Source organism: Streptomyces sp. AP-93 (assembly GCF_022808175.1).
In the GTDB taxonomy this organism is placed as follows: Bacteria; Actinomycetota; Actinomycetes; order Streptomycetales; family Streptomycetaceae; genus Streptomyces.
In genome coordinates this window covers 145,446-169,587 of record NZ_JALGBX010000004.1, presented here as the reverse complement: position 1 = coordinate 169,587, position 24,142 = coordinate 145,446, and the positions used below count along the sequence as shown (strand labels likewise).

Annotated in this window: 20 protein-coding genes, 1 tRNA gene, 2 pseudogenes and 1 riboswitch; of the genes and pseudogenes, 11 read left to right on the top strand and 12 right to left on the bottom strand. The window is 73.2% G+C overall.

The features are described 5' to 3' along the window. The first annotated feature begins 112 nt into the window (after positions 1-112). The 3 genes from MTF69_RS08550 to MTF69_RS08540 all read left to right on the top strand — a co-directional run bounded on the left by MTF69_RS08550 (position 113) and on the right by MTF69_RS08540 (position 1,577). On the top strand, positions 113-847 hold the full coding sequence (locus MTF69_RS08550; protein WP_243332178.1) for an ankyrin repeat domain-containing protein: 735 nt from the start codon (positions 113-115) through the stop codon (positions 845-847). 54 nt (positions 848-901) lie between these two features. Next, positions 902-977: transfer RNA gene (locus tag MTF69_RS08545), tRNA-Trp, on the top strand. A 90-nt stretch (positions 978-1,067) separates the two neighbouring features. Next, the gene (locus MTF69_RS08540) at positions 1,068-1,577 is read left to right on the top strand and encodes a GNAT family N-acetyltransferase (protein ID WP_243332176.1); all 510 of its coding nucleotides are present in this window, start codon (positions 1,068-1,070) and stop codon (positions 1,575-1,577) included. Positions 1,578-1,786: 209 nt separating this feature from the next. On the opposite strand, the gene MTF69_RS08535 is transcribed toward MTF69_RS08540, so the two are convergent. Beyond that, entirely contained in the window at positions 1,787-2,245 is a 459-nt protein-coding gene (locus MTF69_RS08535; RefSeq protein ID WP_243332174.1) for a hypothetical protein, read from the bottom strand. 263 nt (positions 2,246-2,508) lie between these two features. On the opposite strand from MTF69_RS08535, the gene MTF69_RS08530 reads away from it, so the two are divergent. From MTF69_RS08530 to MTF69_RS08510, 5 genes are all read left to right on the top strand, one after another. Further along, positions 2,509-3,549 (top strand): helix-turn-helix domain-containing protein, encoded by a 1,041-nt coding sequence (locus tag MTF69_RS08530; RefSeq protein WP_243332172.1) that lies wholly within the window; start codon positions 2,509-2,511, stop codon positions 3,547-3,549. 9 nt (positions 3,550-3,558) lie between these two features. Next, positions 3,559-3,696: riboswitch (cobalamin riboswitch) on the top strand. 36 nt (positions 3,697-3,732) lie between these two features. Further along, positions 3,733-4,722, top strand: a complete 990-nt coding sequence (locus MTF69_RS08525; protein WP_243332169.1) for an ABC transporter substrate-binding protein — start codon at positions 3,733-3,735, stop codon at positions 4,720-4,722. Further along, on the top strand, positions 4,719-5,774 hold the full coding sequence (locus tag MTF69_RS08520) for a FecCD family ABC transporter permease (RefSeq protein ID WP_374322473.1): 1,056 nt from the start codon (positions 4,719-4,721) through the stop codon (positions 5,772-5,774). Before MTF69_RS08525 ends, MTF69_RS08520 begins: the two co-directional genes overlap by 4 nt. Further along, on the top strand, positions 5,771-6,568 hold the full coding sequence (locus MTF69_RS08515; RefSeq protein ID WP_243332167.1) for an ABC transporter ATP-binding protein: 798 nt from the start codon (positions 5,771-5,773) through the stop codon (positions 6,566-6,568). The genes MTF69_RS08520 and MTF69_RS08515 overlap by 4 nt, the downstream gene beginning before the upstream one ends. Continuing rightward, a complete protein-coding gene (locus MTF69_RS08510) occupies positions 6,549-8,087 on the top strand; it encodes a PE-PGRS family protein (RefSeq protein ID WP_243332165.1) in 1,539 nt (512 codons plus the stop codon). Before MTF69_RS08515 ends, MTF69_RS08510 begins: the two co-directional genes overlap by 20 nt. A gap of 65 nt (positions 8,088-8,152) precedes the next feature. Here the strand turns inward: MTF69_RS08510 and MTF69_RS08505 are convergent, their stop codons facing one another. From MTF69_RS08505 to MTF69_RS08480, 6 genes are all read right to left on the bottom strand, one after another. Next, positions 8,153-8,542: a VOC family protein gene (locus MTF69_RS08505; RefSeq protein WP_243332163.1), complete on the bottom strand. Its 390-nt coding sequence runs from the start codon at positions 8,540-8,542 to the stop codon at positions 8,153-8,155. A gap of 128 nt (positions 8,543-8,670) precedes the next feature. After that, the gene (locus MTF69_RS08500; protein ID WP_243332161.1) at positions 8,671-10,296 is read right to left on the bottom strand and encodes a N,N-dimethylformamidase beta subunit family domain-containing protein; all 1,626 of its coding nucleotides are present in this window, start codon (positions 10,294-10,296) and stop codon (positions 8,671-8,673) included. Between the two features lie 76 nt (positions 10,297-10,372). Next, positions 10,373-12,766 (bottom strand): polysaccharide lyase 8 family protein, encoded by a 2,394-nt coding sequence (locus tag MTF69_RS08495; RefSeq protein ID WP_243332158.1) that lies wholly within the window; start codon positions 12,764-12,766, stop codon positions 10,373-10,375. Positions 12,767-12,873: 107 nt separating this feature from the next. Continuing rightward, complete coding sequence (locus tag MTF69_RS08490) at positions 12,874-13,728, bottom strand: sugar phosphate isomerase/epimerase (RefSeq protein WP_243332156.1); 855 nt, start codon at positions 13,726-13,728, stop codon at positions 12,874-12,876. Beyond that, positions 13,725-14,882 carry a dihydrodipicolinate synthase family protein gene (locus tag MTF69_RS08485; protein ID WP_243332153.1) on the bottom strand — a complete coding sequence of 386 codons (1,158 nt, stop codon included), beginning with the start codon at positions 14,880-14,882 and terminating at the stop codon, positions 13,725-13,727. The genes MTF69_RS08490 and MTF69_RS08485 overlap by 4 nt, the downstream gene beginning before the upstream one ends. Further along, on the bottom strand, positions 14,879-16,003 hold the full coding sequence (locus MTF69_RS08480) for a Gfo/Idh/MocA family oxidoreductase (protein ID WP_279345554.1): 1,125 nt from the start codon (positions 16,001-16,003) through the stop codon (positions 14,879-14,881). The genes MTF69_RS08485 and MTF69_RS08480 overlap by 4 nt, the downstream gene beginning before the upstream one ends. A 240-nt stretch (positions 16,004-16,243) precedes the next feature. Between MTF69_RS08480 and MTF69_RS08475 the strand changes: the two genes are divergently transcribed. Together MTF69_RS08475 and MTF69_RS08470 are read left to right on the top strand one after the other, a co-directional pair. Then, the gene (locus MTF69_RS08475; protein WP_243332150.1) at positions 16,244-17,371 is read left to right on the top strand and encodes a LacI family DNA-binding transcriptional regulator; all 1,128 of its coding nucleotides are present in this window, start codon (positions 16,244-16,246) and stop codon (positions 17,369-17,371) included. Beyond that, positions 17,368-18,156, top strand: coding sequence for a sugar phosphate isomerase/epimerase (locus MTF69_RS08470; protein WP_243332148.1), 789 nt, complete (start codon positions 17,368-17,370; stop codon positions 18,154-18,156). Before MTF69_RS08475 ends, MTF69_RS08470 begins: the two co-directional genes overlap by 4 nt. 47 nt (positions 18,157-18,203) lie before the next feature. Here MTF69_RS08470 and MTF69_RS43695 read toward each other — a convergent pair. The 3 genes and pseudogenes from MTF69_RS43695 to MTF69_RS08460 form a co-directional block, all read right to left on the bottom strand. Next, positions 18,204-18,311, bottom strand: a pseudogene (locus MTF69_RS43695) (IS481 family transposase); the annotation flags it as partial. A 218-nt stretch (positions 18,312-18,529) separates the two neighbouring features. Then, positions 18,530-19,498 (bottom strand): annotated as a pseudogene (locus MTF69_RS08465) (hydroxyacid dehydrogenase); the annotation flags it as partial. Between the two features lie 403 nt (positions 19,499-19,901). Next, positions 19,902-21,002 (bottom strand): substrate-binding domain-containing protein, encoded by a 1,101-nt coding sequence (locus MTF69_RS08460; protein ID WP_243332146.1) that lies wholly within the window; start codon positions 21,000-21,002, stop codon positions 19,902-19,904. A gap of 188 nt (positions 21,003-21,190) precedes the next feature. Here MTF69_RS08460 and MTF69_RS08455 point away from each other — a divergent pair, with 188 nt between their 5' ends. Further along, positions 21,191-22,141, top strand: coding sequence for an aldo/keto reductase (locus tag MTF69_RS08455; RefSeq protein WP_243332145.1), 951 nt, complete (start codon positions 21,191-21,193; stop codon positions 22,139-22,141). Positions 22,142-22,154: 13 nt separating this feature from the next. On the opposite strand, the gene MTF69_RS08450 is transcribed toward MTF69_RS08455, so the two are convergent. Both MTF69_RS08450 and MTF69_RS08445 read right to left on the bottom strand, forming a co-directional pair. Continuing rightward, the gene (locus MTF69_RS08450; protein ID WP_243332144.1) at positions 22,155-23,006 is read right to left on the bottom strand and encodes a carbonic anhydrase; all 852 of its coding nucleotides are present in this window, start codon (positions 23,004-23,006) and stop codon (positions 22,155-22,157) included. 153 nt (positions 23,007-23,159) lie between these two features. Continuing rightward, positions 23,160-24,032 (bottom strand): ABC transporter permease, encoded by an 873-nt coding sequence (locus MTF69_RS08445; RefSeq protein WP_243332640.1) that lies wholly within the window; start codon positions 24,030-24,032, stop codon positions 23,160-23,162. Positions 24,033-24,142: the final 110 nt, after the last annotated feature.

Genomic DNA, 24,142 nt, shown 5'->3' with positions numbered 1-24,142 from the left:
GGCGCGTTCCGGAGTAATGCAGCCGGGGTGGGGCCGGACGGCCGTCGGGGCCGCCTCCCCTGGTGGGAGGAACCGGTGCTTCCGGACCTCGGCCTCGTACTAGCCTGGGCGCATGCTCTCCCTCGCATCGGACGACCCGCTCGCCGTAGCCGTCACGGCCGCGATCCGGGACGGTGACCTGGCCGGACTCCGGCGGCTGCTGGCCCGGCACCCCGGGCTGGCGGGGGGCCGGATCCTGAAGCGGGGCGAAGCGGCGGGCGAACGGAGCCTGCTGCACATCGCCGTGGACTGGCCCGGGCACTACCCGCGGACCGCGCAGGTGATCCGTACCCTCGTCGCCGCCGGAGCCGATCCGGGGGCCCGCTTCGTCGGCTCGCACCGGGAAACCCCGCTGCACTGGGCCGCGAGCAACGACGACGTCACCGCGATCGACGCCCTCGTCGAGGCCGGGGCCGACATCGAGGCCCCGGGTTCGGTGCTCGGCGGCGGCGGCCCCCTGGCCGACGCGACCGGCTTCGGGCAGTGGAGGGCGGCGCGCAGGCTCCTCGAACTCGGCGCCCGCCCCTCCCTCCAGGAGGCGGCCGCTCTCGGACTGCTCGCCGCGGTCGAGGGATCCGTCGCCGCGGGGGCGGACCCGGAGGAGGTCACCAGAGCCTTCTGGGGGGCCTGCCACGGGGGTCAACTGTCCACAGCTCAATACTTGTTGTCTCGAGGGGCGGACATCAACCGGATCGGCCACGGCGGCCTGACCCCTCTCGACATCGCCCTGACCAGCGGCGACGGCCCGCTCATCGACTGGCTCGGGTCGGCCGGAGCCCGGACCCGGGATGAAATTCCTCGCGGTTGATCCCCGAATTCAGTGGATCTTCGGCGTGCGCCGTGACATGGTTGGTCTCACCGAAGGGGTGTAGCTCAGTTGGTAGAGCACCGGTCTCCAAAACCGGTTGTCGTAGGTTCGAGCCCTGCCACCCCTGCCAAACGTGACCAGGTACTTCACTGAAAAGGGACTCCGGGAGAACTCTCCCGGAGTCCCTTTTCGCTTGCCCCCGGGGCGTAGCCTTCCTCGGGTGGCGAAGACCGTGACGTATGTGGAGATGACCGACCCGAGTCAGCTCGTTCCCGGTGCTCCGGTCCCGGGACTGGAGCTCGTCGCCGTTGGCGAGGACCTGTCGCCGGTTCCCGGCCTGATGGCCAGGATCGGCGCGCCGTACCAGTGGCGCAGCGCCCGCCGAGGCCCCGAGGAGTGGCAGGCATGGTTCGCCGCGCATCCGGACCGGACGTGCTGGCTGCTCACCTTGGCGGACGAGCCCGCCGGCATGGTCTGCTACGACCTCCACCCGGGCGCCGACGTCGAGATCAGGACCTTCGGGCTCCTGCCGGAGTTCACCGGGAAGGGGCTCGGCGGTCATGCGCTGACGCTCGCGATCCGGCAGGGCTGGAAACTGGTGCCGGGCGTGCGCCGGGTATGGCTGCACACCTCGTCGGCCGACAACCCCAACGCGCTGCCCAACTACCACCGCCGCGGGTTCCGCACCTTCAAGACCGGGAAAGGCGCATCGGATTCGGGCATGCCTTAGCCTGGGCCTGTCCAACGTCCGCCCTCACCAGCTCGCCGAGGCGCAGGGCATCGCGCCGGTGGGTCTGCGTGCAGAAGCCACCTCGGCGAGAACGTCGCCGCCGGCTGCCTGCGCCCGTCCGATGGCGAACTCACCACCCTGGCCACCGCCGAGGACGGGGCGGCATGAGGCGCCGGCCGGGCCGGCCCTGCCCTCACGCTCGGAGGGACTCAGTAGGCCGGGCAGAGGTTGGCCTGGACGGCCGCGACGATCAGGGCGGACTTGACGGGGCCGAAGCCCTCGGGGTGGTTGGGTTCGATGAAGCGCTGGTTCGCACCGGCCACTCGCTTGGCCGGGTCCTTCCCGCCCTTCATCGACTGGCACTGGTCGAGGCCGCGCGAGACGGCCTTGTCGTCCTTGCCGTTGACGATCTCGGGGTCGATCGGGTTCAGCGCGGCCGGGTAGGCGGCGCGCTGCGCGGGTGCGGGGCTCGGCGGGAGGCCGCTGTCGGGACGGGCCGCACTCGGATCGGCGCTGGGCCTGCTGCTCGGATCGGCGCTCGGCACGGTCGAGGCCGGGGCCGGGCCGGAGGTCTTGCCGGGAGCCGGCGCGTCGGAGTCGCTGCCGCACCCCGTGAGGGCGAGGAGTCCGGCGCCGGTGAGGGCGATGATCACGTGGTGTCTGCGCATCGGGCCATGGAAGCCCGGGTCCGGCACCTACGGGGGCCGCTGTGACGGGGCTGCGACACGGCATCCCGAAGCGCCCGGGCCGGCCCTTCCGGACCTTGCGGGCGCCCTTCCGGACCGTGGCGACAGGCGCCCTTTCGGACCTTGCCGGGCGGCGCGGGCCGGGCAAGATCCGGAAGAGATGGCCAGGGCCTGTCGTCACACTCCCGTCGTCGCCCGAAGGGCGAGGCAGACGGGAGTGTGACGACAGGGCCTAGCCTGGGGGGATGACCGCCACCGCCGGGCGCGTGCCCCAGTCCGACCTGCGGGACTTCCTGCGTTCCCGCCGCGCCCGGATCGGTCCCGAGGAGGTGGGCGTCGCCGCTCATCCGGGAAGGCGCCGCGTGCCCGGGCTGCGGCGCGAGGAGGTCGCGCAGCTCGCTGGGGTCAGCGTGGACTACTACACCCGGCTGGAGCAGGGGCGCACCCTGCACGTGTCCGCCGAGGTCCTCGACGCCGTGGCCCGGGCGCTGCGGCTCGATGCCACCGAGCGGTCCCACCTCTTCGACCTGGCCCGGCCGCAGCGGGCCCCCGGGCCCGGGCGGGCCACCGACACGGCGGCCGGCGCCCCCGGCCCCGTGGAGACCGCCGGCCCGCAGCGGGTCCGGGCGGGCCTCTGCCGGGTACTGGACGCCCTGGACGACGGCACCCCGGCGATGATCATGGGGCGCCGGCTCGACGTCCTGGCCGCGAACCGGCTCGCGGAGGCCCTCTACGCCGGCTTCGGCACGGTGGTGCCAGAGGTGGCGGTGCCGGGCACGGTGGGTTCGGGCACGGCGGTGCCGGAGGCGGTGGCGTCGGGCACGGCGGGTTCGGGCGCAGTGGTGTTGGGCACACCGGATCAACGCCGCCGCAATCTGGCCCGGTTCCTCTTCCTGGATCCCGCCGCCCGCACGCTCTTCGCCGACTGGGAGAGCGCCGCGCGCGGAGCCGTCGCCGCGCTGCGGTTCTACGCGGGCAGGCACCCGTACGATCCGGGGATGAGGCCCCTCGTCGATGAACTGGCCGCGTTCGACGGGGACTTCCGGCGCTGGTGGGCCGGGCACGACGTGCTCGAGCACACCCACGGCACCAAGCGCTTCCGGCACCCCGCCGTCGGCGAACTGGCCCTGGAGTACGAGTCCCTCACCTTCCCGGACGACCCCGACCAGACCCTCTACCTCTACACGGCCGAGCCGGGATCACCCTCCGACGAGGCGCTGCGGACCCTCGCGTCCCGGGCGCCGCGGGCGTCCCGGGCGGCCGGCACGGGGCGTCCGGGACGCTGACGCCCCGCCTTCTGGCAGACTGGCCGGGTTATCCAGGCGGTGCAGGACAGGAAACCGGTGCGAATCCGGTGCGGTCCCGCCACTGTGACCGGACGCCCCCGCGAGGGGACCCGGGAGTCAGACACTGACGCACCGCCTTTTCGGTTCGACCAGGGGACGCGGATCCCCCGGAGAGGCTTCGCCATGTCTTCGTACTCCCGTGCGCTGCTGCGCGCGCTCCTGCCCGTCCCCCTCCTGATACCGCTGGCCGCGTGCGGGGGATCTCCCGGACCGCAGGACGCGAAGGCGGCGGGAGCCGCGCCCGGCTTCCCGTACACGGTCACCAACTGCGGTGTCACCAGCACCTATCAGGCGCCGCCTCAGCGTGCGGTCGCCATGAACCAGCACGCCACCGAGATCCTCCTGGCCCTCGGGCTGGAGGGGAAGACGGTCGGGACGGCCTACCTGGACGACGCCGTGCTGCCCGCGTACCGGCCCGCGTACGACAAGATCAAGGTGCTGGCGAAGGAGTACCCCGCCAAGGAGATCCTCCTCGGCGCCAACCCCGACTTCGTGTACGGGGGTTACTCCAGCGCCTTCGACAAGGCACAGGGCCGCGACCGCGAGGCACTCGCGAAGTCCGGCATCAACTCCCGCCTCAGCGTGGAGTACTGTACCGAGGGCAAAGTCGGCCTCGACCAGCTCAGGACCGAAATCACCGAGGTGGCACGGACCTTCGGCGTGCCCGAGCGCGGCGAGCGGCTCCTCGCGGACGAACAGCGCCGCATCGAAGCCGTCAGCGCACGCGTGAAGGACAAGGCCAAGCCCGCCGTCTTCGTCTACGACTCGGGCGAGGCATCGGCCTTCACCTCGGGCGGCAAGGGCATCGGCAACGAGATCGTCGCGCTGGCGGGCGGGACGAACGTGTTCGCCGACCTCGACGACACCTTCGGCGACGTGTCGTGGGAGAAGGTCATCGAGCGGGGGCCCGAGGTCGTCCTCATCTACGACTACGGCGGCACCACCGTCGAAGCCAAGAAGCAGCGCCTGTTGAACGATCCGGCGCTGGCCCAGGTACCCGCGATCAAGAACCGGCGGTTCGTCGTGCTGCCGCTGTCCTCCGCCGTGCTCGGCGTACGCGTCGCCGACGCCGTCGAATCGCTGGGCGGCCAGCTCCACCCCGACGCCGCGTGAGCCTCCGGGCCGCCCGCGCGTTCACCCGTACGCCGGTCGTACTGGCCCTGCTCGCCGCCGCGCTGGCCGCGTCGGCCCTGGCGGGGCTGGCCCTGGGACCGGTACGGATCCCTCCGGGCCAGGTGCTCGACATCGTGCTCGCGGGGCCGCGACCCGGCGGGGGAGCAGGCGCCTTCGGGGCGATCGTGTGGGACGTCCGGATGCCGCGCGTCCTGCTCGGGGCCGTCGTCGGCGCGGGACTCGCCGTCGCGGGAACCGTGCTCCAGGCCCTCGTGCGCAATCCGCTCGCCGACCCGTTCCTGCTCGGAGCCTCCTCCGGGGCCTCCGCCGGAGCCGTGCTGGTGATCGTCTTCGGCGCCGGGTTCCTCGGCTTCGCGGGCGGCGCCGCGATACCGCTCGCCGCGTTCGCCGGGTCGATGGGCGCACTCGTCGCCGTCTACGCGATGGCCCGGCGCGGCGGCGCCATGACCACCGGCCGGCTGATCCTCGCCGGAGTCGCCGTCCAGTACGTGCTGTCCGCCCTGACCAGCCTGATCCTGGTGCTGGCCGCCCATCCGGACCAGATCCGCAGCGTGCTCTTCTGGACCCTCGGCGGGCTCGGCGGGGCCCGCTGGGGCGAACTGGCCCTGCCCGCAGGGGCCCTGCTCCTGGGCACCGGGCTGCTCGTCGCCCTGGCCCGGCCGCTCGACCTGCTGCTCGCGGGGGAGGAGGGCGCCCAGACGCTCGGCCTGGACACGAGCCGGTTCCGGGCCGCCGTGTTCGTCCTCACCTCGCTCGTCATCGGCGTACTGGTGGCCTACAGCGGGGCGATCGGCTTCGTGGGGCTGATGGTGCCGCACGCCGCCCGGATGGTCGTCGGCGCCGGGCACCGGGCGCTGCTGCCCGTGGCCGCGCTGGGCGGGGCGGTGTTCCTGACCCTGGCCGACCTGATCGCCCGTACCGCCGCCGCGCCGGAGGAGATCCCCGTGGGCGTGGTCACGGCGCTCGTCGGCGGGCCGTTCTTCCTGTGGATGCTGCGCAGGTCCACCCGTACCGAAGGGGTCGTGGGATGACGGCCGGGGCAACGGAACTCGCCGTCGAGGCCGTGCGTTACGAGATCGACGGGCAGCCGCTTCTGCACGGGATCGACCTCACCGCCCGCCCCGGCGAGACGGTCGGAGTCGTCGGCCCCAACGGCAGCGGCAAGACGACACTGCTGCGCTGCGTCTACGGCACCCTGCGCCCGACCGGCGGGCGTGTCCTGCTGGACGGTGTGGACGCGGCCTCGCTGGGCGTCAAGGACCGTGCCCGGCGGGTGGCGGTGGTGCCCCAGGACGCGGCCGGCACCTTCGGGCTGACCGTGCGCGAGGTGGTGGCCATGGGGCGCAGCCCGCACAAACGGTTCTGGGAGCAGGACGGACCCGACGACGTACGCCGCGTCACGCAGGCCCTGGACACCGTCGGCGCGGGCGCCCTCGCCGGCCGCCGCTTCGACGGGCTCTCGGGCGGCGAGCGCCAGCGCGCCCTGGTGGCCCGCGCCCTCGTCCAGGACCCCGGCCTGCTCGCCCTGGACGAACCGACCAACCACCTGGACATCCGCTACCAACTGGAGATCCTCGGCCTGGTCCGCGCCCTGCCCGCCACCGCGCTGCTGGTCCTGCACGACCTCAACCTGGCGGCGATGTACTGCGACCGCCTGTACGTCCTGGCGGGCGGCCGGGTGGCCGCCTCGGGCACCCCGGCCCAGGTGCTGACGGAGTCCTTGCTGGCCGAGGTCTACGGGGTCCGCACCCGCATCGGCACCCACCCGACGACGGGCGTGCCCAACATCGTCTACCTTCCGGAGGATGGGGAGCGAACGGGGTAGTGGCGTGACGGCGGGCTGGGACGGGCTGGAGTTCGGGGAGGCGGTGGGCCGGCGCCTGCGCCAGGAGCGCCTGGAGGGCCTGAGCATGAACCGTGCCGCGCCCGACGGGATCCTGGTGGCGATGCTCGGCATCAGTGACCAGCTCCTGTACCGGGCCGACCTGCCGCAGGCGGTGGTGGAGGCGGCGATCGCGCACCCGGACTGGAACGTGCGCGGCAGCCTGGCCGAGCATCGGGGCGTCACGCTTGCGTTCTCCAGGACCGGCACCCGGACCTGTGTCGCGCTGACCACCGAACAGTGGTCCCGGCTCGTGCGGGGAGAACCGGCCGACCGGCGCCGCTACCAGTTGGCGTACTGGGCGGACGCCGCCGGGGGCCTGTTGACGGAGGACGTGTACGAAGCGCTGGCCGCGGCCCGCTCCGACGCGGCCCGGGCGGACGCCGCGAGCCTGCCCGGCATGCCGGAGCGGCTGCTCCGGGCCCTGGCCGCAGACCCGGCGGCCACCGTGCGCGCGGCGGCGGCCGAGGCGGCCTGGGCGCGTCTCGACGACGGGATCCGGGAGCGACTCGCCGAGGACCCCGCCGAAGCGGTGCGGACGGCGGTCGCGCTGGCCCGGCACGAGGAGATCCCGGTCACGTGCGAGCTCTTCGACCGGGTGAGGGCGACGTACGACCTCGTGGAGACCCGGCGGCTGGACCGGGACCTCGTGCTGCGCCTGACCGGGAGCCCGGACCCCACCTGGCGGAGGTTCCTCGCGGAGAACCCGTACCTGGAACCCGATCAGGTCGCCGCGCTCGCCGCCGATCCCGAACACTCCGTACGACTCGCCGTATCACTGCGGCCCGAGCTGACGGAGGAGCAGCGGGCGGAGTTCCTGCCCGGCCTGGAACTGGACGGCATGCGCCGCCCCGCTCCGTGGGTGACGGCCCTGCACGGCGATCCCGAGGCGCTGCGGCGGCTCGCCGGCTCCGTGCACCCGGTGCTGCGCAGCAGCGTGGCGATGGCCCGGCGGCTGCCGGCCGATGTCGTGGAGCGGCTGGCCCGGGACGAGGACCGGACCGTGCGGCTGTTCCTCGCGGAGCGCTGCGACGACGCCCCGGCGGACATGCTGCTGGAGGTCTTCACCTGGTGGACCGGCAGCCTGTCCACGCCGAACCGCCCCTACGGCCATCCGAACTTCCCCGGCCGCGACCTGCTCCGCTACGCCGAAGACCCTGACCGGCGGCTGCGTCAGCTCGCACTGGACGACCCGCACTCCACGGCGGAGCTGGTGGAACGCTTCAGCCGGGACGAGGACGAGGAGGTTCGGGCCCGGGCGGCGACCGACCCCCGGCTGTCCGGGGAGTCGGCGCGGCGGCTGCTCGGCGACCCGTCCCCATTGGTACGCCGGGAAGCCGCGGAACATCCGCGGCTTCCGGTGCCCGCGCTGGTCGCGCTCCTCGGCGACGAGGAGACGGCGGGGGCGGCGGCCCGGAACCCGGCGCTGCCGGTGTGGGTCATGCGGCGCATGCTCGACTGAACGCCACCGCGGTGTGCACGGGATCCGGCAGCGGGGGCGCGCGAGCCCCCGCTGCCGGGCCGGTCCTACTCCTTGAAGCCGCCGTACGGAACCGTGATCAGTTCCATGCCGTGGCCCGAGGGGTCCTCGAAGTAGACGCCGCGACCGCCGTCGTTGTGGTTGATCTCGCCGGGGCGCTGCCCGTGCGGGTCGGCGAAGTAGGTGATCTTCGCCCGCTTGATCTTCTCGAAGGCCTCGTCGAACTCGGCCTCGGAGACGAGGAACGCGTAGTGCTGTGCGGTGATGGACTCGGCGGGGATGGTCGCGAAGTCCAGGGTGACGCCGTTCGCGACCTCGACGGGGATGAAGGGGCCCCAGGGGGCTCCGACTTCCAGGCCGAGGAAGTACGCCAGGAACTCGGCCGACTCCCGGCGGTCACGGGAGTGGATGATCGTGTGGTTGAGCTGAACCGTCATGAGTGGATGCCTCCGAAAGGCACGTCCCGGCACCTCCATGTCTCACCCGGTCGGTGACCGACACGCGATGCCGCGACATGATCCTAAACACCCCTTACGGGTGGAGTCCAGCCCCTTTGAGGTGGGGTTCAACCCCCGTACACCGCCTTCACGTTGTCCTGCGCCGGATGCGTCCGCCCCGCCGGGCCGGCCGCGAAGGTGCGGAGCAGGTTCTCCGTCACCCGGGTGGTCAGGGCGCCCGAGCGTGCGTCCAGGCCGTGGTTGGCCCGGCTGCGGCCGTCGCCCTTGGCGTCGAGGGCCTCCACCCAGCGCATCGTCCCCGTCGCGAAGACGGCGGCGCCGCTCGGGGTCGTGTAGTACGCCGTGTCCTGGTGGCTGGGACGGCCCTCGCAGACCACGGGGGAGTGGGCCAGGATCTCGATCGGGCGCGGGGTCGTGAAACCGGTGTTGACCTTGTCGTACTCCACGCCGACCAGGTGCGGGAAGCTGTCGCCGGCCTTCGCGCCGGTGCCCTCGAAGAGCCAGTGGCCCGGGTTCGTCACCACGTAGGGGGCGTCCACCGGGTAGCCGTCGTAGATCACGCCGAGCAGCGTGCTCTCCGGGTCGGCGGCCGGTGGGGAACGGAAGTCGACGGTGGCGGGGTGGCCGCGCTTGAAGCCGGGATCCTGCTCGTAGGAGGACTTGTAGCAGACCAGCGTACGGTCCGGTCCGAGCTCGGAGGCCTCCAGCCGGATCCGGCGGTAGCAGCAGTTCGCGCCCAGGACCGCGATGTTGGTGCCCGCGTCCCGGGCCGCCGTGACGTGTGCGCGCTGCTCGGGCGACCAGTACTCGTCGTGGCCGAGGGAGAGGACCGCCGACGCGCCCTCCAGCAGGCGCTTCTCCCGGGCCACGTCGGTGGTCGTCGTGTACGCCAGGGGGATGCCGAGCCGCTCGGCGAGCGCGAGCAGCGGAGCCTCGTACACGAGGAAGAGGCCCGCGCCGTCGTCGTACTCGTAGGGCCGGTCGAAGGTCACGGCGAGCGAGCGCGAGGCGTATCCGCCGCTGGGGCCGTCGTAACTGCCGTATCCGCCCCAGCGGTTGTAGGCCTGCCAGGTCGCCACCGCGTTGACCACGACGGTACGTCCGGCCGTGGCGGCGGACCGTACGGTGACGGGGACGAACCGCTGGCCCTCGCCGCCCTGCGCGTCGAGGCGCAGCAGGTAGCAGCCCTCGGGCCAGTCCTTGGTCTCGACGGTGGTGCTACGGGCCCACCGGGTGTGCACCGTACGGGTCGCGGTGTCCACCGTGTGGTCGGGCTGGCGCACCCCGGGCAGGGCCTCGGAGCGCCAGACCAGGCGGGCCCGGGCGCCGCCGTACCAGCCCATGCGGTAGGCGGAGACGGTGAACCGGGGCGCGGTGGTGGAGACGTGCAGGCCGAAGGACTCGCCGGGCAGCACGCTGACCCGGTCGGCGAAGCCCTCGATGGCGCGGGCCGGGCCGGCCTTGGCGACCTGCCAGTCGGCGTTCCCCGGGCGGGCGTTCTCGGCCCGGACGTCGAAGCCGCGCGGCCCCTCCTGCTTCTCCGGGTGACCGGACGGCTCCCGGCTCCCGCCGGGCCCCGCCCCGTCCGCCCCGTCCGCGTCCCCGGCGTCCCCGCTCGCGCAGCCGGCCACGGCTCCCAGCCCGGCGGCGGTGGCCGCCGCCCCCGTCGCCAGGGCGAGGAACCGCCGCCTGCCCGCGCCTTCGCCGTCCCCGGATATGTGCTCCTGATCCATGCAGGTCACGCTATGTCAGCCTGTGGGCTCCGCTTTTACCGCCCCGCGGGATGTCCGGGATCGGCTTGCCCGGAAATCACCCCAGCTTGACCTTCACCACCTGGCTCGCCCTCTCCAGGGCGGTGAGGCTGCCGAAGCCGAGCCGGAGCGTGCTCCCGGTGCTCGCCGAGACCACGCTCGGCGGCTGGGACAGCACCTGGGTGACGGGCCGGTTCCACACGAGGGTCAGTCCCGGCAGGGTGCGGGTCGGGTCCGAGACGCAGACCACGGCCGTGCCGTCGCCGGGCTCCCGCACCGTGACCGAACACGGTGCGCTCGCCTGCAGGGCGCCGATCGTCGCGGACTGCCAGAAGTTCACCCCGGTGAAGCCGAGCGAGCCCACCGTGACCCCCTGGGCGGCCGGGTTGTTGGCGAGCACCGTGAGCCATCCGGTGGCGGCGGACCGCGCCGAGGTCTGGGCGGCCGAGGCGCCCGGCAACAGCTGGTAGACGTAGCTGCCGGCGGCCGGATTCGTCCCGTGGTCGTACCAGAGGGTCAGATAGCGCCGGGTGAGGACCGTGGTGGAAGCGCTCCGGTTGATATCGCTCCACCGGCCGGTGCGGGCCTCCCGCAGCGCCCGGAAGGTGCCCGGACCCGACATCACATAGCCGCCGAAGCCCGCCAGGTGCGCCCAGCCTGGCCCGGGGAAGGAGGCGGTCCAGCCCAGCGTGGCCGGCTGGACCGTGCCGCCCACGGTCAGGGCGTGGGCGCCGGTCGCGCCCAGGTTCCGGTTGTCGATGACCGTGTCGACCGCGGCGCCGTCGGTGGAGCTGATCCCGGCGCCCAGGCAGACCACCGTGTCGTCGAGGAAGAACCAGGACTTGCGGGCCGTGAGGGTGCTGCCCAGTCCCTTGAGGTGCTGGCCCACCGAGGCGAACTCCCCGTCGGTGGTGCCGCCCACCCAGGTGACGTCCGGCCGGGAAGCGCCCCAGTCGCCCCCGGCTCCGTCGGCCAGCGCCTTGCGGGAGGCGGTGGTCCCGGGCAGCCGGTACGGATTGACCGTGGGCCAGAACGCGTCCGAGTACTGGCCGTTCCCGTAGGTGGAGCCCCACCAGGAGAGCATGCCGCTGCCCGTGTGCCAGCCGCGCAGGTTCTCGCCGTTGCCCGTCTCGTAGTGCGTGATCCGCTTCGAGGCCATGGACAAGGAGGCCGCCCACGCCGGTCTGCGGTGCGTGGCCCGGTCCATCGAGGGGAACAGCCGGTGCGCCACCGGCTCGGGCGCGGCCGTGACCGCGGTGTCCGCCGAGACCTCGGAGAGGCGGGCCAGGGCCGACAAGCTCTGGGTGGCGTCCGCCAGCGGCGGGCCGTAGTAGTCCCGCGCCGTCCAGCCCTTCACCAGGCCACGCCAGCGAGTCCGTTCGGCTGTGCTCGCACCCTCGGCGAGGAGCAGGATCGCGGCGAGGACCGAGTGCCCGCGGGTGTGGTCGTCCAGTTGCGCCTGGAGGGGATCGGCGACCTGGACCCCCCGGCTGGGGGCCCGGCCCGATACGGCGTCCATCATCAGCCCGTTGTAGAGGAACGGCGCCCACGCGTGCTCCACCGCGTCGAAGACGATCTGCGCGCCGGGGTCGGTGACCTCCCAGGCCGTCCCCTTCAACAGGCCGAACAGCATGCCCAGTCCGCCGAGCATGACCGAACCGTACGAACCGGTGTACGCGACGTAGGTGTGCTGGATGAAGGAGCCGTCCCGGTAGAGCCCGTCGCCGGAAGTGACGTACGGGAACACCGGAGTGAGCGCGTCCCGGGCCAGGGCGATCTTCGCGTCGTCACCTCCCGCCACGCCGCGCAGCGCGAGCACCCGGCACAGGTCCACGCGGTTCGCTCCGGTACTGGTCCCGGTGTACGAGCCGACGGACGAATCCGGTACGAAGTGGTCGACGGCGGCGCAGTATCCGGCGAGCTGGGCCGCCGACAGCTGGCCGTACATCAGGACGACGGTGTCGAGCAGCGCCTGGGGTGCGCCGATCTGCCAGCACCACCAGTTTCCGTACCGCGCCTGGCCGGCGTTGTAGACCTGGGCGTGGAGATGGTCCAGCCCCGTCAGCACGGCCGTGCGCAGCGCGGCGTCGCCGGTGAGCCCCGTCCCCGGCCTGACGTAGGCCTCCGCCATGCTCCGCAGCCGGTAGTAGCTCTGCGCCATCCACTCGGGGTTGGTGGTAAAGACCTGGTCGGGCCAGAGCGAACCGGTCGCGGGGGCCATCGAAGAGCGCCACTGGCCGGCCTGTGCGCCCAGCGCGGCCAGCCGGGTGCGGAACGGCTCCGCCGTGGGGGAGGAGACGGTCCCCAGGACGAGGCCCTGCCACACCGCCCGCATGGCGGCGTGCACCGAGGTCACCGTCCCGGCGGTCGCCGGGAAGGCGGGGGTTCCGAGCAGCACCACGCTGCCACCGGCCGCCGTGAGGAAGGCACGGCGGCTCCACACATCTGTCATCACAGTCTCCTTTGACTGAAACGCTGCTTCGCCTGAAACGCTGCGGCCCCGTGTTTTCGCTTCACGCACCCCCCTCCCCCCTCCCCCTCCCTCTTCCCCCCTTCACCTCATGCGACGTGCTCGCGGTAGCGGTCGATCACCTCCCGCAGTACCTCTTCGCCGTCGCGGGCCCACAGCCCGGGATGGAAGATCTCCACCTCGACCGGCCCCAGGTACCCAGCCGAGTCGGTCAGCTCCCGGAAGGCCCGCAGGTCGATCGAGCCGGCGCCCAGCTGTCCCCGCCCCAGCAGCACGCCCTCGGGGAGCGGTGTCACCCAGTCGGCGACCTGGACGGACACGATCCGGCCGGCCTCACCGGCCCGCCGCACTTCGGAAGGCAGCCGCTCGTCCCACCACAGGTGGTAGGAGTCGGCGACCACCCCCACCCGCGACGCCGGGAACTCCTCGGCGATGTCCAGGGCCTGACCGAGGGTGGAGACCACACAGCGGTCCGCCGCGTACATCGGGTGCAGCGGCTCGATGCCCAGGCGCACCCCGTGCCCGGCGGCGTACGGGACAAGGTCGCCCAGGATGTCGACGATCCGTCGCCGGGCTCCCGCCAGGTCCCGGTCTCCGTCAGGCAGGCCGCCCGAGACCAGGACCAGGGTGTCGGCCCCCAGCTCGGCGGCCTCCTCCACGGCACGGCGGTTGTCCTCGAGGGCGCTCGCGCGCCCCACGGGATCGGCGGCGGTGAAGAAGCCGCCCCGGCACAGCGAGCTGACCCGCAGTCCGGCACCGGCGACCAGCTTCGCGGTCTCCCGCACGCCCAACCGCTGCACGGGATCGCGCCACAGACCGACCGCGCCGACCCCGGCGGCGGTGCACCCGGCCACCAGCTCGGGGATCGACCACTGGCGGATGGTCTCCTGGTTCAGGCTGAACCGGGCCGGCGCCGGCGCCGCCGGCGGCGTTGCCGGGCTCATGACGCCACCCCGTGCAGCGCGAGCAGCTGTCGCATCCGGGCCTCGGCGAGCTCCGGGTCCGGGAACAGACCCAGGTTGTCGGCCAGTTCGTACGCGGTGGCCAGATGGGGGAGCGAGCGGGCCGAGTGCAGTCCGCCCACCATCGCGAAGTGCTCCTGGTGCCCTGCCAGCCAGGCCAGGAGCACGACACCCGTCTTGTAGTAGCGGGTGGGCGGCGCGAACAGGTGCCGGGACAGCGCCACCGTCGGATCCAGCAGCTCCCGGAACCCGGCCGTGTCGTCCTGGTCGAGGGCGAGCGCCGCCCGCGCCGCGATCGGGGCGATCGGATCGAAGATGCCCAGAAGGGCGTCGCTGGCCAGCTCGCCGTCACCGGCGATCAGCTCCGGATAGTGGTAGTCGTCGCCCGTGTAGCAGCGCACACCCGCCGGCAGCCGCCGCCGGATGTCCACCTCGCGCCCCGCGTCGAGCAGCGAGACCTTGATGCCGTCGACCTTCTCCGGATGCTCGGAAATGATCTTCAAGAAGACGTCCGTGGCCTCGTCCAGGTCCGCGTGACCCCAGTACCCCTCCAGCGCCGGGTCGAACATCGGCCCCAGCCAGTGCAGCACCACCGGCCGGGAACTCTGCCGCAGCAGCCTCCCGTACACCTCCGGATAGTCCTCCGGGGCGCGCGCCGACGAGGCCAGGGCGCGCGAGGCCATCAGCACGGGCGTCGCCCCGCACTCCTCGACCAGCTCCAGCTGCTCCTCGTACGCCGCGGTGACGGTGGCCAGAGAGTGCGTGGTGTCCGGAGCCAGCTGGTCGGTGCCCGCCCCGCAGACGATCCGGCCGCCCACCGACCGGGCTTCGGCGGTCGAACGGCGGATCAGTTCCGCCGCGCCCGGCCAGTCCAGCCCCATCCCGCGCTGTGCCGTGTCCATGGCCTCGGCGACCCCGAGGCCCTGCGCCCACAGCGTGTGCCGGAAGGCCAGCGTGCTCTCCCAGTCGATCACCGCGCCGGAATCGGCCGAGGCGCGGAGGGGATCGGCGACCACGTGCGCGGCCGAGTAGAAGGTGCGGCTGCGGGCCGGGCCGCAGGTGAACGGCGCCAGCGGAGCGGTGGCCGGCGTGTGGAGGCGCAGCCCGCCGTCCGCGGAGGGGAGCCGGATGCTCACAGCGCCACCTCCGGGACCACGAGCCGCCGGCCCTCCGCCGAGGAGCGCAGTCCGAGGTCGGCGAGCTGCACCCCGCGGGCCCCGGCCAGCAGGTCCCACTGCCAGGGCTCGTCCCGGACGACATGGCGCAGGAACAGCTCCCACTGGGCCTTGAAGCCGTTGTCGGCGGGATTGTTGTCCGGGACCTCCTGCCACTGGTCGCGGAACTTCTCGGTCAGGGGCAGGTCCGGATTCCACACCGGCTTCGGCGTCGCCGCGCGGTGCTGGATCCGGCAGCCGCGCAGCCCGGCGACCGCCGAGCCGTGCGTCCCGTCCACCTGGAACTCCACGAGCTCGTCGCGGTTGACCCGTACCGCCCAGGAAGAGTTGATCTGCGCGACGGCGCCCCCCTCCAGCTCGAAGATCCCGTACGCCGCGTCGTCCGCGGTGGCCTCGTACGGCTTGCCGTCCTCGTCCCAGCGGCGGCCGATGTGGGTGCGCGTCAGCGCCTGCACGGTGCGGACCCGGCCGAACAGCTCGTGCAGCAGGTACTCCCAGTGCGGGAACATGTCGGCGACGATGCCGCCGCCGTCCTGGGAGCGGTAGTTCCACGACGGGCGCTGGGCGGACTGCCAGTCGCCTTCGAAGACCCAGTATCCGAACTCCCCGCGGACGGACAGGATCTCGCCGAAGAAGCCGCCGTCGATGAGCCGCTTGAGCTTCAGCAGGCCCGGCAGGAACAGCTTGTCCTGCACCACCCCGTGCTTGACTCCGGCCGCGTCGGCCAGGCGCGCGATCTCCAGCGAGGACTCGAAGGTGAGGGCGGTGGGCTTCTCGCAGTACACGTGCTTTCCGGCCGCCACTGCCTGCCGCACGGCCGCCTCGCGGGCGCTGGTGACCTGGGCGTCGAAGTAGACCTCGACCTCGGGATCGGCCAGCACCGCCGCCAAGTCCGTGCTCACGTGCTCCAGGCCGTGCCGCTCCGCGATGGCCCGCAGGGCCTCCTCGCGGCGTCCGACCAGCACCGGCTCCGGCCACAGCACCGTGCCGTCGCCGAGGTCGAGCCCGCCCTGCTCGCGCAGTGCGAGCAGGGAGCGGACCAGGTGCTGGCGATATCCCATCCGCCCGGTGATGCCGTTCATGGCGATCTTGATCGTCCTGCGCTGCACGGTGTCCCCCTCCTTCGTCTTGTTGCGTGTTCCTTGTGCCGAGTGACCGAGAAGGCCGGATAGAAAGCGCTTTCTCTTCGATCAGGCTAGGGCCGCCCGATGCCGCGGTGCAAGACTCTAACGAGTGATAGAAAGCGCTTTCTTCATCGGCGAGTATGGAGATCCACACACCGGGTGAGACGATGACCCGGGACGGATCGGAAGGAGGGGATGATGGCGGTCACACTCGCCGAAGTGGCGGCGCACGCGGGCGTATCGCCCGCCACGGTCTCGCGCGTACTGAACGGCGGATACCCGGTGGCGGGCGGCACCAGGACCCGCGTGGAGCAAGCGGTCGAGGACCTCGGCTACATCGCCAACGGCCCCGCGCGGGCCCTCGCCGCCGCGACCTCGGACCTGATCGGCGTCCTCGTGCACGATGTCGCGGACAGCTTCTTCGGCATCCTCGCCGGATCCCTGCAGAGCGCCCTGGCCCCCGGCGGACACGCCGGTGCGCGCCGGCTCGCCGTCGTCTGCAACACCGAGGGGGTCCCGGCCGCCGAGCTCGACTACCTTGCCCTCCTGGAGGGCCAGCGGGCCGGCGGGGTCGTCCTGACCGGCGGCGCCGTGGAGGAGCCGGAGCACACCCGGGCGCTCGCCGCCCGCCTCGCCCGCATCGCGGCCACCGGAGCCCCGGTGGTGCTGTGCGGGCGGCCCCCGCTGCCCATGCCCGCCGGACTCCCCGTCGCCACCGTCATGTTCGACGACCGGGGCGGCGCCTTCCGGCTCACCGAGCACCTGCTGACGCTCGGCCACCGGCACATCGCCTACGTGGCGGGCCCGCCCGGACTGAGCACCACCCGGGAGCGCCTCGCCGGACACCAGGACGCCCTGCGCGACCACGACCCCGCACTGCCCGCGCTCTGTGCCGGCCTCACCGTGCACGCGGGGTTCGAGCGCTCCGCCGGATACGACGCCACCCGTGAACTGCTCCGCCGCGGAGCGCCCTTCACCGCCGTGGCCGCCGCCAACGACACCGTCGCCACCGGGGTCGCCGCGGCCCTGCGCGAGGCGGGCCTGCGGATACCCGAGGACGTCTCCGTCGCCGGCTTCGACGACCTGCCCGTCTGTGTCGACACGGCCCCCGCCCTCACCACCGTCCGGGTGCCGCTGCGGGAGGCCGGGGTGCTCGCGGCCCAGCTCGTCACGGGCCGCAGAGCGTTGCCCCCCGGCGGCATCACCACGCTGCCGGCCGAGCTGACGGTGCGCGCCTCCACCGCGCCGCCGCCCGCCGCCGGACGGCCCGCCGCGGGACCGTCCGCCGCCGGACCGTCCGCCGCCACCGAAGGGGGCCGTCCGTGAGGTTCGCCTTCTCCACCCTCGGCCTGCCCGGCACCCCGCTGGAGCGCAGCGCGGAGCTCGCCGCCACGCACGGCTACGAGGGCCTCGAACTACGGGCCCACCCCGAGGAACCCCTGCACCCCGACAGCCCCGCCGGCGACCGCACGGCCGGACTGCGCACCCTGACCTCCGCCGGCGTCGCCGTCCTGGGAGTCGCGGGCTACGCCCGGGTGGCCGCGCCCGGCCCCGACGAGCCTGTCCTCGCCGAGGTGCAGGCCCTGATCCGGCTCGCCGCCGACCTCGAAGCCCCCTACGTACGGGTCTTCCCCGGTGGCGGTGACCTGCCCCCGGCCGAAGCCGACGAGCAGGCGGTCCGCAGGCTCCGGGCCGCAGCCCCCTTCGCCGAGCGGCACGGGGTGCGGATCCTGCTGGAGACCCACGATTCGCACCGCACCGCGACCGCCACGGCCCGGGTCCTCGACCGGGTCGCGCATCCGGGCGCGGGCGCGCTGTGGGACGTACTGCACACCTGGCTCGGGGGAGAGTCGCCGGCCGAGTCGAGCCGGGCACTCGCCGGGCACCTGGGGTACACGCAGGTCAAGGACGTGGCGTCCGCGCACGAGCTGACCCCGCTCGGGCTCGGCGGAGGAGCGCTGCCCCTCGCCGAGGCGGTGGCCCTGCTGCCCTCGCGGGGCTGGCTCTGCTGGGAGTACGAGAAACGCTGGTATCCCGGCGCCAGCGACCTGCCGGAGCGGCTCGGCCCGGGCCGGGAGCACTTGGAGCGGCTGATCCGCGCGGCGGCCTAAGGCCCGTCGTCACGCTCCCGTCGTCGCCCGAGGCAGACGGGAGTGTGACGACAGGCCCGATGGGCGGTGGCCCGCGATATGCCCCTCCCGGCCGTGACACGGGCGACCGGACGTCCGGAACGGACTCGTTCGACCAACGGCCGCCGACGGCGCATTGCGTGGCTGATCGGGTGGGACCAGTGCGCGCCGGGCTTCGGGCGCGCGCGTTAAGTGACGACCGTGAAGGCATGCGGGAAGGGACGCCAGCAGCATCCCTTCCCGCACGCCTAGCCACGATCGTGCATCCCCTGGACTGGACGTCGCTTGCCGGATTCGTCCCCTTCGAGGACCAGGCCTTCGCAGCAGACCCTAGGCCGAGTAGCCGAGCTGGGCCCGGTCCGACGGTGTGGCGGAAGCCGAGGCCCCGGGCGTAGCGCTCCAGTTCCTCGACGGCCGAGGCCGCCAGCCGGTCCAGCTCCCCGCCCAGGGAGCCGGCCACGTGCGGGGTGAGCAGCACGTTGGGCAGGTCGTACAGCGGGGAGCCGGCGGGCAGCAGCTCAGGCTCGGTGTGGTCGAGCACGGCGTGCAGCCGCCCCGAGACCAACTCCTCGGTCAGCGCCGCGGTGTCGACGAGCGAGCCGCGCGCGGTGTTCACGAGGGTGGCCCCGTCCGGCATCAGGGCCAGTCGGGACGCGTCCAGCATCCGGCGGGTCTGCGGCAGCTCGGGAGCGTGCAGGCTCACCACGTCGCTGCGGGAGAGCAGTTCGTCCAGGGTGACGGCCTCGGCACCGAGGGCGGCGAGCTCGGCCGGATCGGCGTACGGATCGTGCACGAGCACCCGCAGGTCGAAGGGGCGCAGCAGCTCCAGTACGCGCCGGCCGATGAGGGAGGCGCCGACCAGGCCGACGGTACGGCGGTAGTTGCCGACGGCGGGATAGTGCCGCAGCGGGTCGACGTGGCCGCGGGCGGCCCGGTAGGCGTGCGCGGAGTCCAGGACCCGCTTGTTGGCGAACAGGATGGCGGCGAGCGTGTACTCGGCGACCGGCAGCGCGTTCACGGCGGCGGAGCTGGAGACCAGCAGGCCCCGCTCCCAACAGGCCGGGGTGACATGGTGTTTGACGCTGCCGGCCGCATGCACGACCGCGCGGAGGTCCGGCATCAGCTCCAGCGCCCGCGCGTCCAGCGGAGGGCAGCCCCACCCGGTGAACAGGACCTCGGCCACGGCCAGTCGCTGCCGCAGGGCCTCCTCGGAGCAGGCGGCGCCGAAGTCGGTGACGAGAAACCCGGGGTCCACATCGGCGACCCGGACCAGCTCCGGAAGGATCCGGTCGCCGAGGACGGCATCCCGGGTCCCGGAGCTCATGGCGAGCACGGTGACCGGCCGGCGGGGCGGTGTGAGAGGGGAGGGGGCGGAGTGGGAGACGGGGTGGGTCACTTGACGGCTCCTGCGGTGAGATCCGGAGTCCCGATGGTCACAAACCCCGGCCGCGGCGCCGGGAACGACACGGGGTCGTGAACGGTGGGCGGTCGGCAACGGTGCGGCGTGGGCGGGAGCGAGCCGGTCCCCACGGGGTGGATTGTCCCGGGGCCGCCGCTCCCCAAAGAGGCGGCCCCTGAGGTGTTCGCGAAACTCATCCTTTTGTGCGGACGATCATGTAGTCAAGGGTGAATGCGCAATCCGATCGAAACGCACACGAGGAACGGGCGCTTGGGTACGCATCCCGCGCCTCGTATCCCGGGCTCGCGTCCCGGGCTCGTATCCCCGGCTACGGCCGGACGGTCAGCCGGGGAAGCAGATCCAGATGCTGCCGCGGCCCGTCGCGGCCCGCCCCGCGGTCGTGCAGCCGGTCCAGCAGCATTCCGGCCGCCCGCGCGCCCACCTCGTGCTTGGCCGGCGCCACCGCCGACAGGGGTACGTCGGCCAACTCGGCCACCTCGTCGTCGTACGTGATCACCGCCAGGTCCTCGGGCACGCGCACTCCCCGCGCCTGGAGCCGCGGGATCAGCATGATCGCGTCCGTGTCGCTGTGGATCAAGGCGGCGGTCACACCCCCGTCGGCCACCGCCGCGCACAAGTAGTCCAGGGTCCGCGCGAAAGCCTCCGCCTCCGCGAGCGACGCCGCCCCGGCCGCAGGCCACGCAGGCGCCGGCTCCAGCCCGAGCGAGGCCACGGCCGCCGCGAAGCCGGTCCGCAGCCGCCCCGACGTGGGGGTCTCCCGGCTGGCCAGTGCGATCCGCTTGTGCCCCAGTTCCGCCAGGTGCCGCACCGCTTGCGCCGCGCCGTCCGCGTGGTCGGAGGCCACCCGGTCCAGGGAGGCCGCCGGATGCCCCGGCGGTGCCCACCGCTCCACCAGGACGGTCGGCACCGGGAGTTCGGCCGTCCACGCGCCTTCGCCGGGTCCGGGCGCTCCGGCCTCCCAGTTCGGGGTCAGCAGCAGTCCGTCGGCCCCCGTGGAGAGCAACCGGTCCGCCTGGGTGCGGTCCTCGCCCGCCAGGTACCGGGTCAGCCCCACGGTGAGCCGCGCGCCCCGCGCCTCGACCACCTCGCGGGCACCCCGTACGACATCGGCGTAGTAGTACTCGGTGGTCGGCACGACCATCCCGATCACCAGAGCGCCAGCGCCCCGGCCCGTGGCCGGGTCCGGGCCCGTGGCGCCGGGTGCCGCGTCCGCCGGGACGGACTCCAGCCGGCTGATCACCCCGTGCATCCGCCGGATCTCGCCCCGTGCCGCCATCGCCTCGACGTCCCGCCGCAGGGTCACGGGGGAGATGCCCAGCTCCCCGGCGAGGTCCACGACACGCGCACTGCCCCGGGCTCGGACGAGGGCGAGCACCCGGGCCTGGCGCTGGTCGACATGCGGTCTCAAGGATCCCCCTGCGGTCTGCGTGGTCCGTGGTGCGCGTGCGGCTCGATTTCACCACAGAAACCGAAACGATCGATTCGATCGCATCAGGCAACCAGCCCGCTCGCTCCAGGAGGCCTGCGGCGATCCAGGACGACCTAGACTGCCGTTCGGTCGATCATGTGCCGGACGAGTGCGGAGGAACGAAAAGGATGCGCCATCTCTCCCTGGGCAGTTCAGGTCTTCAGGTCTCGGCGATCGGGCTCGGCTGCAACAACTTCGGCGGCCGCCTCGACGCCCGGGCCACCCGCACCGTCGTGGACGCCGCCCTCGACGCGGGCATCACCCTCCTCGACACCGCCGACATCTACGGGGGCGCCGGGGGCTCCGAGACCCACCTCGGCGAGGCCCTCAAGGGACGCCGGGACCACGTCGTCCTCGCCACCAAGTTCGGCTACGACGGCGTGGACATGGGCTACGGTCCCGCCGCGGGCTCCCGTGCCGGCCGCGCCTACATCCGGCGCGCGGTCGAAGCGTCCCTGACCCGCCTGGGCACCGACTACATCGACCTCTACCAACTCCACAGCCCCGACCCGGCCGTTCCCGTGGCCGAGACGCTCGCCGCGCTCACCGAACTCGTCACCGAGGGCAAGATCCGCTACATCGGCCACTCCAACTTCAGCGGCTGGCAGCTCGCCGAAGCCGCCCACGTGGCCCGCGAGACCGGCGCGGCACCCTTCGTATCGGCCCAGAACGAATGGTCGCTGCTCCAGCGGTCGGCGGAGCGCGAGCTCGTCCCGGCCGCCCTCCACTACGGAGTCGGCGTGCTGCCGTACTTCCCGCTGGCCAACGGGCTGTTGACCGGAAAGATCCGCCGGGGCGCCCCCGTCCCCGCGGGCTCCCGCCTCGAAGGGCGCGACGCCTACCTCACCGACGAGCGCCTCGACATCGTGGAAGCCCTGGCGGCGCTCGCCGACAAGCACGGGCGCACCGTCCTGGAACTCGCCATCGGCTGGCTCTCCGCCCAGCCCGGCTGCGCCTCCGTCATCGCGGGCGCCACCTCGGCCGAGCAGGTACGGGCCAACGCGGCCGTCGCCGACCGGCCGCTCGACGCCGAACTCCTGGCGGAGGTCGACGCCGTCGCGACAGCTGCCGCCGGCTGACCGGATCCGACCGTCAGGAGGCGTCGGGCGACGGACTGACGGAAGCAGACTCCGACGGGGACGCGGATCCGGACGGGGACGCGGATCCGGATGGGGACGCGGACGCCGATGGCGACGGGCCGGCGGAAGCGCTGCCCGTCGGCGCCCCGGTCAGGACCTCCACCTGGCCGGTGTCCAGCGAGTAGTACGCGCCGACCACGGACAGCGAGCCCTTCCGCACCAGGGGCGCCAGATCCCTGTTGGCCCGCAGCTCCTCCGCCGTCACCTTGATCTGATTGCGGATCATCGTGTCGACCGGGTCGGCGCCCGGGTCCTTGACCGTCAGCTCGTACGCCGGCACCAGCGCCTTGGCGATCGCCTGCAGGTTGCCGGGCAGCGGTTCGCCGTCCCGCAACGCCTTGTACGAGGCGTCAATGGCCCCGCAGCGCTGGTGCCCGAGGACCATGACCAGCGGGGTGCCCGCCGTCATCGGCCCGAACTCCACCGACCCGGTCACCACCGGACCGACCGCCTGCCCGCCCGTGCGCAGCACGAACAGGTCGCCGAGCCCGGTGTCGAAGAGCAGCTCCGGCGGCACCCGGGAGTCGATGCACGCCAGGATCACGCCGTACGGATCCTGCGCCTGCGCCACCAGCTCGCGCCGGTCCGGATCCCGGTCGGGGTGGTTGAGGCTGCCGCTCACCCAGCGCTTGTTGCCCTCCATCAGGCGGCTGTACGCGCCTTCGGGGGTGCTCGGCCGAGGTTCCGGCGCGGCGGTCGTCGCCTTCGGGGCGGTCTTCGCCGAGCACCCCGTGAGCAGGGCCGCGGCGGCCGTGAGGCCGCCCGTCAGCACGAACCTGCGAGGCGGAAGTCCTGCTCTGTCCATCCGTCGTACCCCTCGGTGCCGTTCGGACGCGTCCGTACGTCCTGACCGAGGCGATTGTTGGGGGGTACGGGCCGCCGGGACGGCAGGCACACGCAGGCCCGACCCGGTTGGCCCCCGACGGCCGAACGGGGACCGTTCAGAGGACCCCGGACCTCACGACACGATGTCCTTGCGCGCGAACCCGCGGAACGCGAGCGCGAACAGCACCACCGCGTACGACACCGACACCACCGTCCCCTTGATCATCCCGCCCCATTCGAGCTGCGGCTGCAAGGCGTCGGCCCACGCGAACTGCCAGTGCGCCGGCAGGAACTCCCGCCAGGACCCCAGCGCGGTCACCGCGTCCAGCACGTTGCCGACGATCGTCAGTCCGACCGCTCCGCCCACCGCGCCCAGCGGCGCGTCCGTCCGCGTCGACAGCCAGAACGCCAGACCGGCCGTGACCAGCTGCGATACGAAGACGAACCCCACGGCGATGGCGAGCCGCCCGACCGTGTCCCCGGCCGGCAGCGAGCCGCCCGCGGGGAGCTCCAGCGGGCCCCACCCGTAGGCCGCCGTGCCCGCCGCGAGCGCCACCAGCGGCAGCAGGACCATCGCGGCCAGGCTGAACCCGAGCGCCACCACCAGCTTGCTCCACAGCAGCCGCGCCCGGGGCACGGGCGAGGCCAGCAGATAGCGCAGCGAAGACCAGCTGGCCTCCGAGGCCACCGTGTCCCCGCAGAACAGCGCCACCGGCACCACCAGCAGGAACCCGGCCGACACGAACAGGCAGGTGGCCGCGAAGTTCGCGCCCGAGGCCGTCGCCGTGTCGATGAGGGTGATCCGGCCGTCGCCGCCGCTCCGGCTGCCCGGGCCGCCGCCGACCGCGAAGGCGATCATCAGGATGAAGGGCAGCGCGGCCAGGATCCCGCCCATCACCAGCGTCCGCCGCCGGCGCCACTGCCGCAGCGCCTCCACGCGCAGCGGCAGCGTCCGGTTCGCCCGGTAGCCGTGGGCGACCTCGCGGCCGATGCCGTCCGGCGTCACGTCGCCGCTCGTGTGCGAAGCCGCGGGCGAGCCCGAGCCCGAGCCCGAGCCCGAGCCCGAGCCCGAGCCCGAGCCCGAGCCCGAGCCCGAGCCCGAGCCCGAGCCCGAGC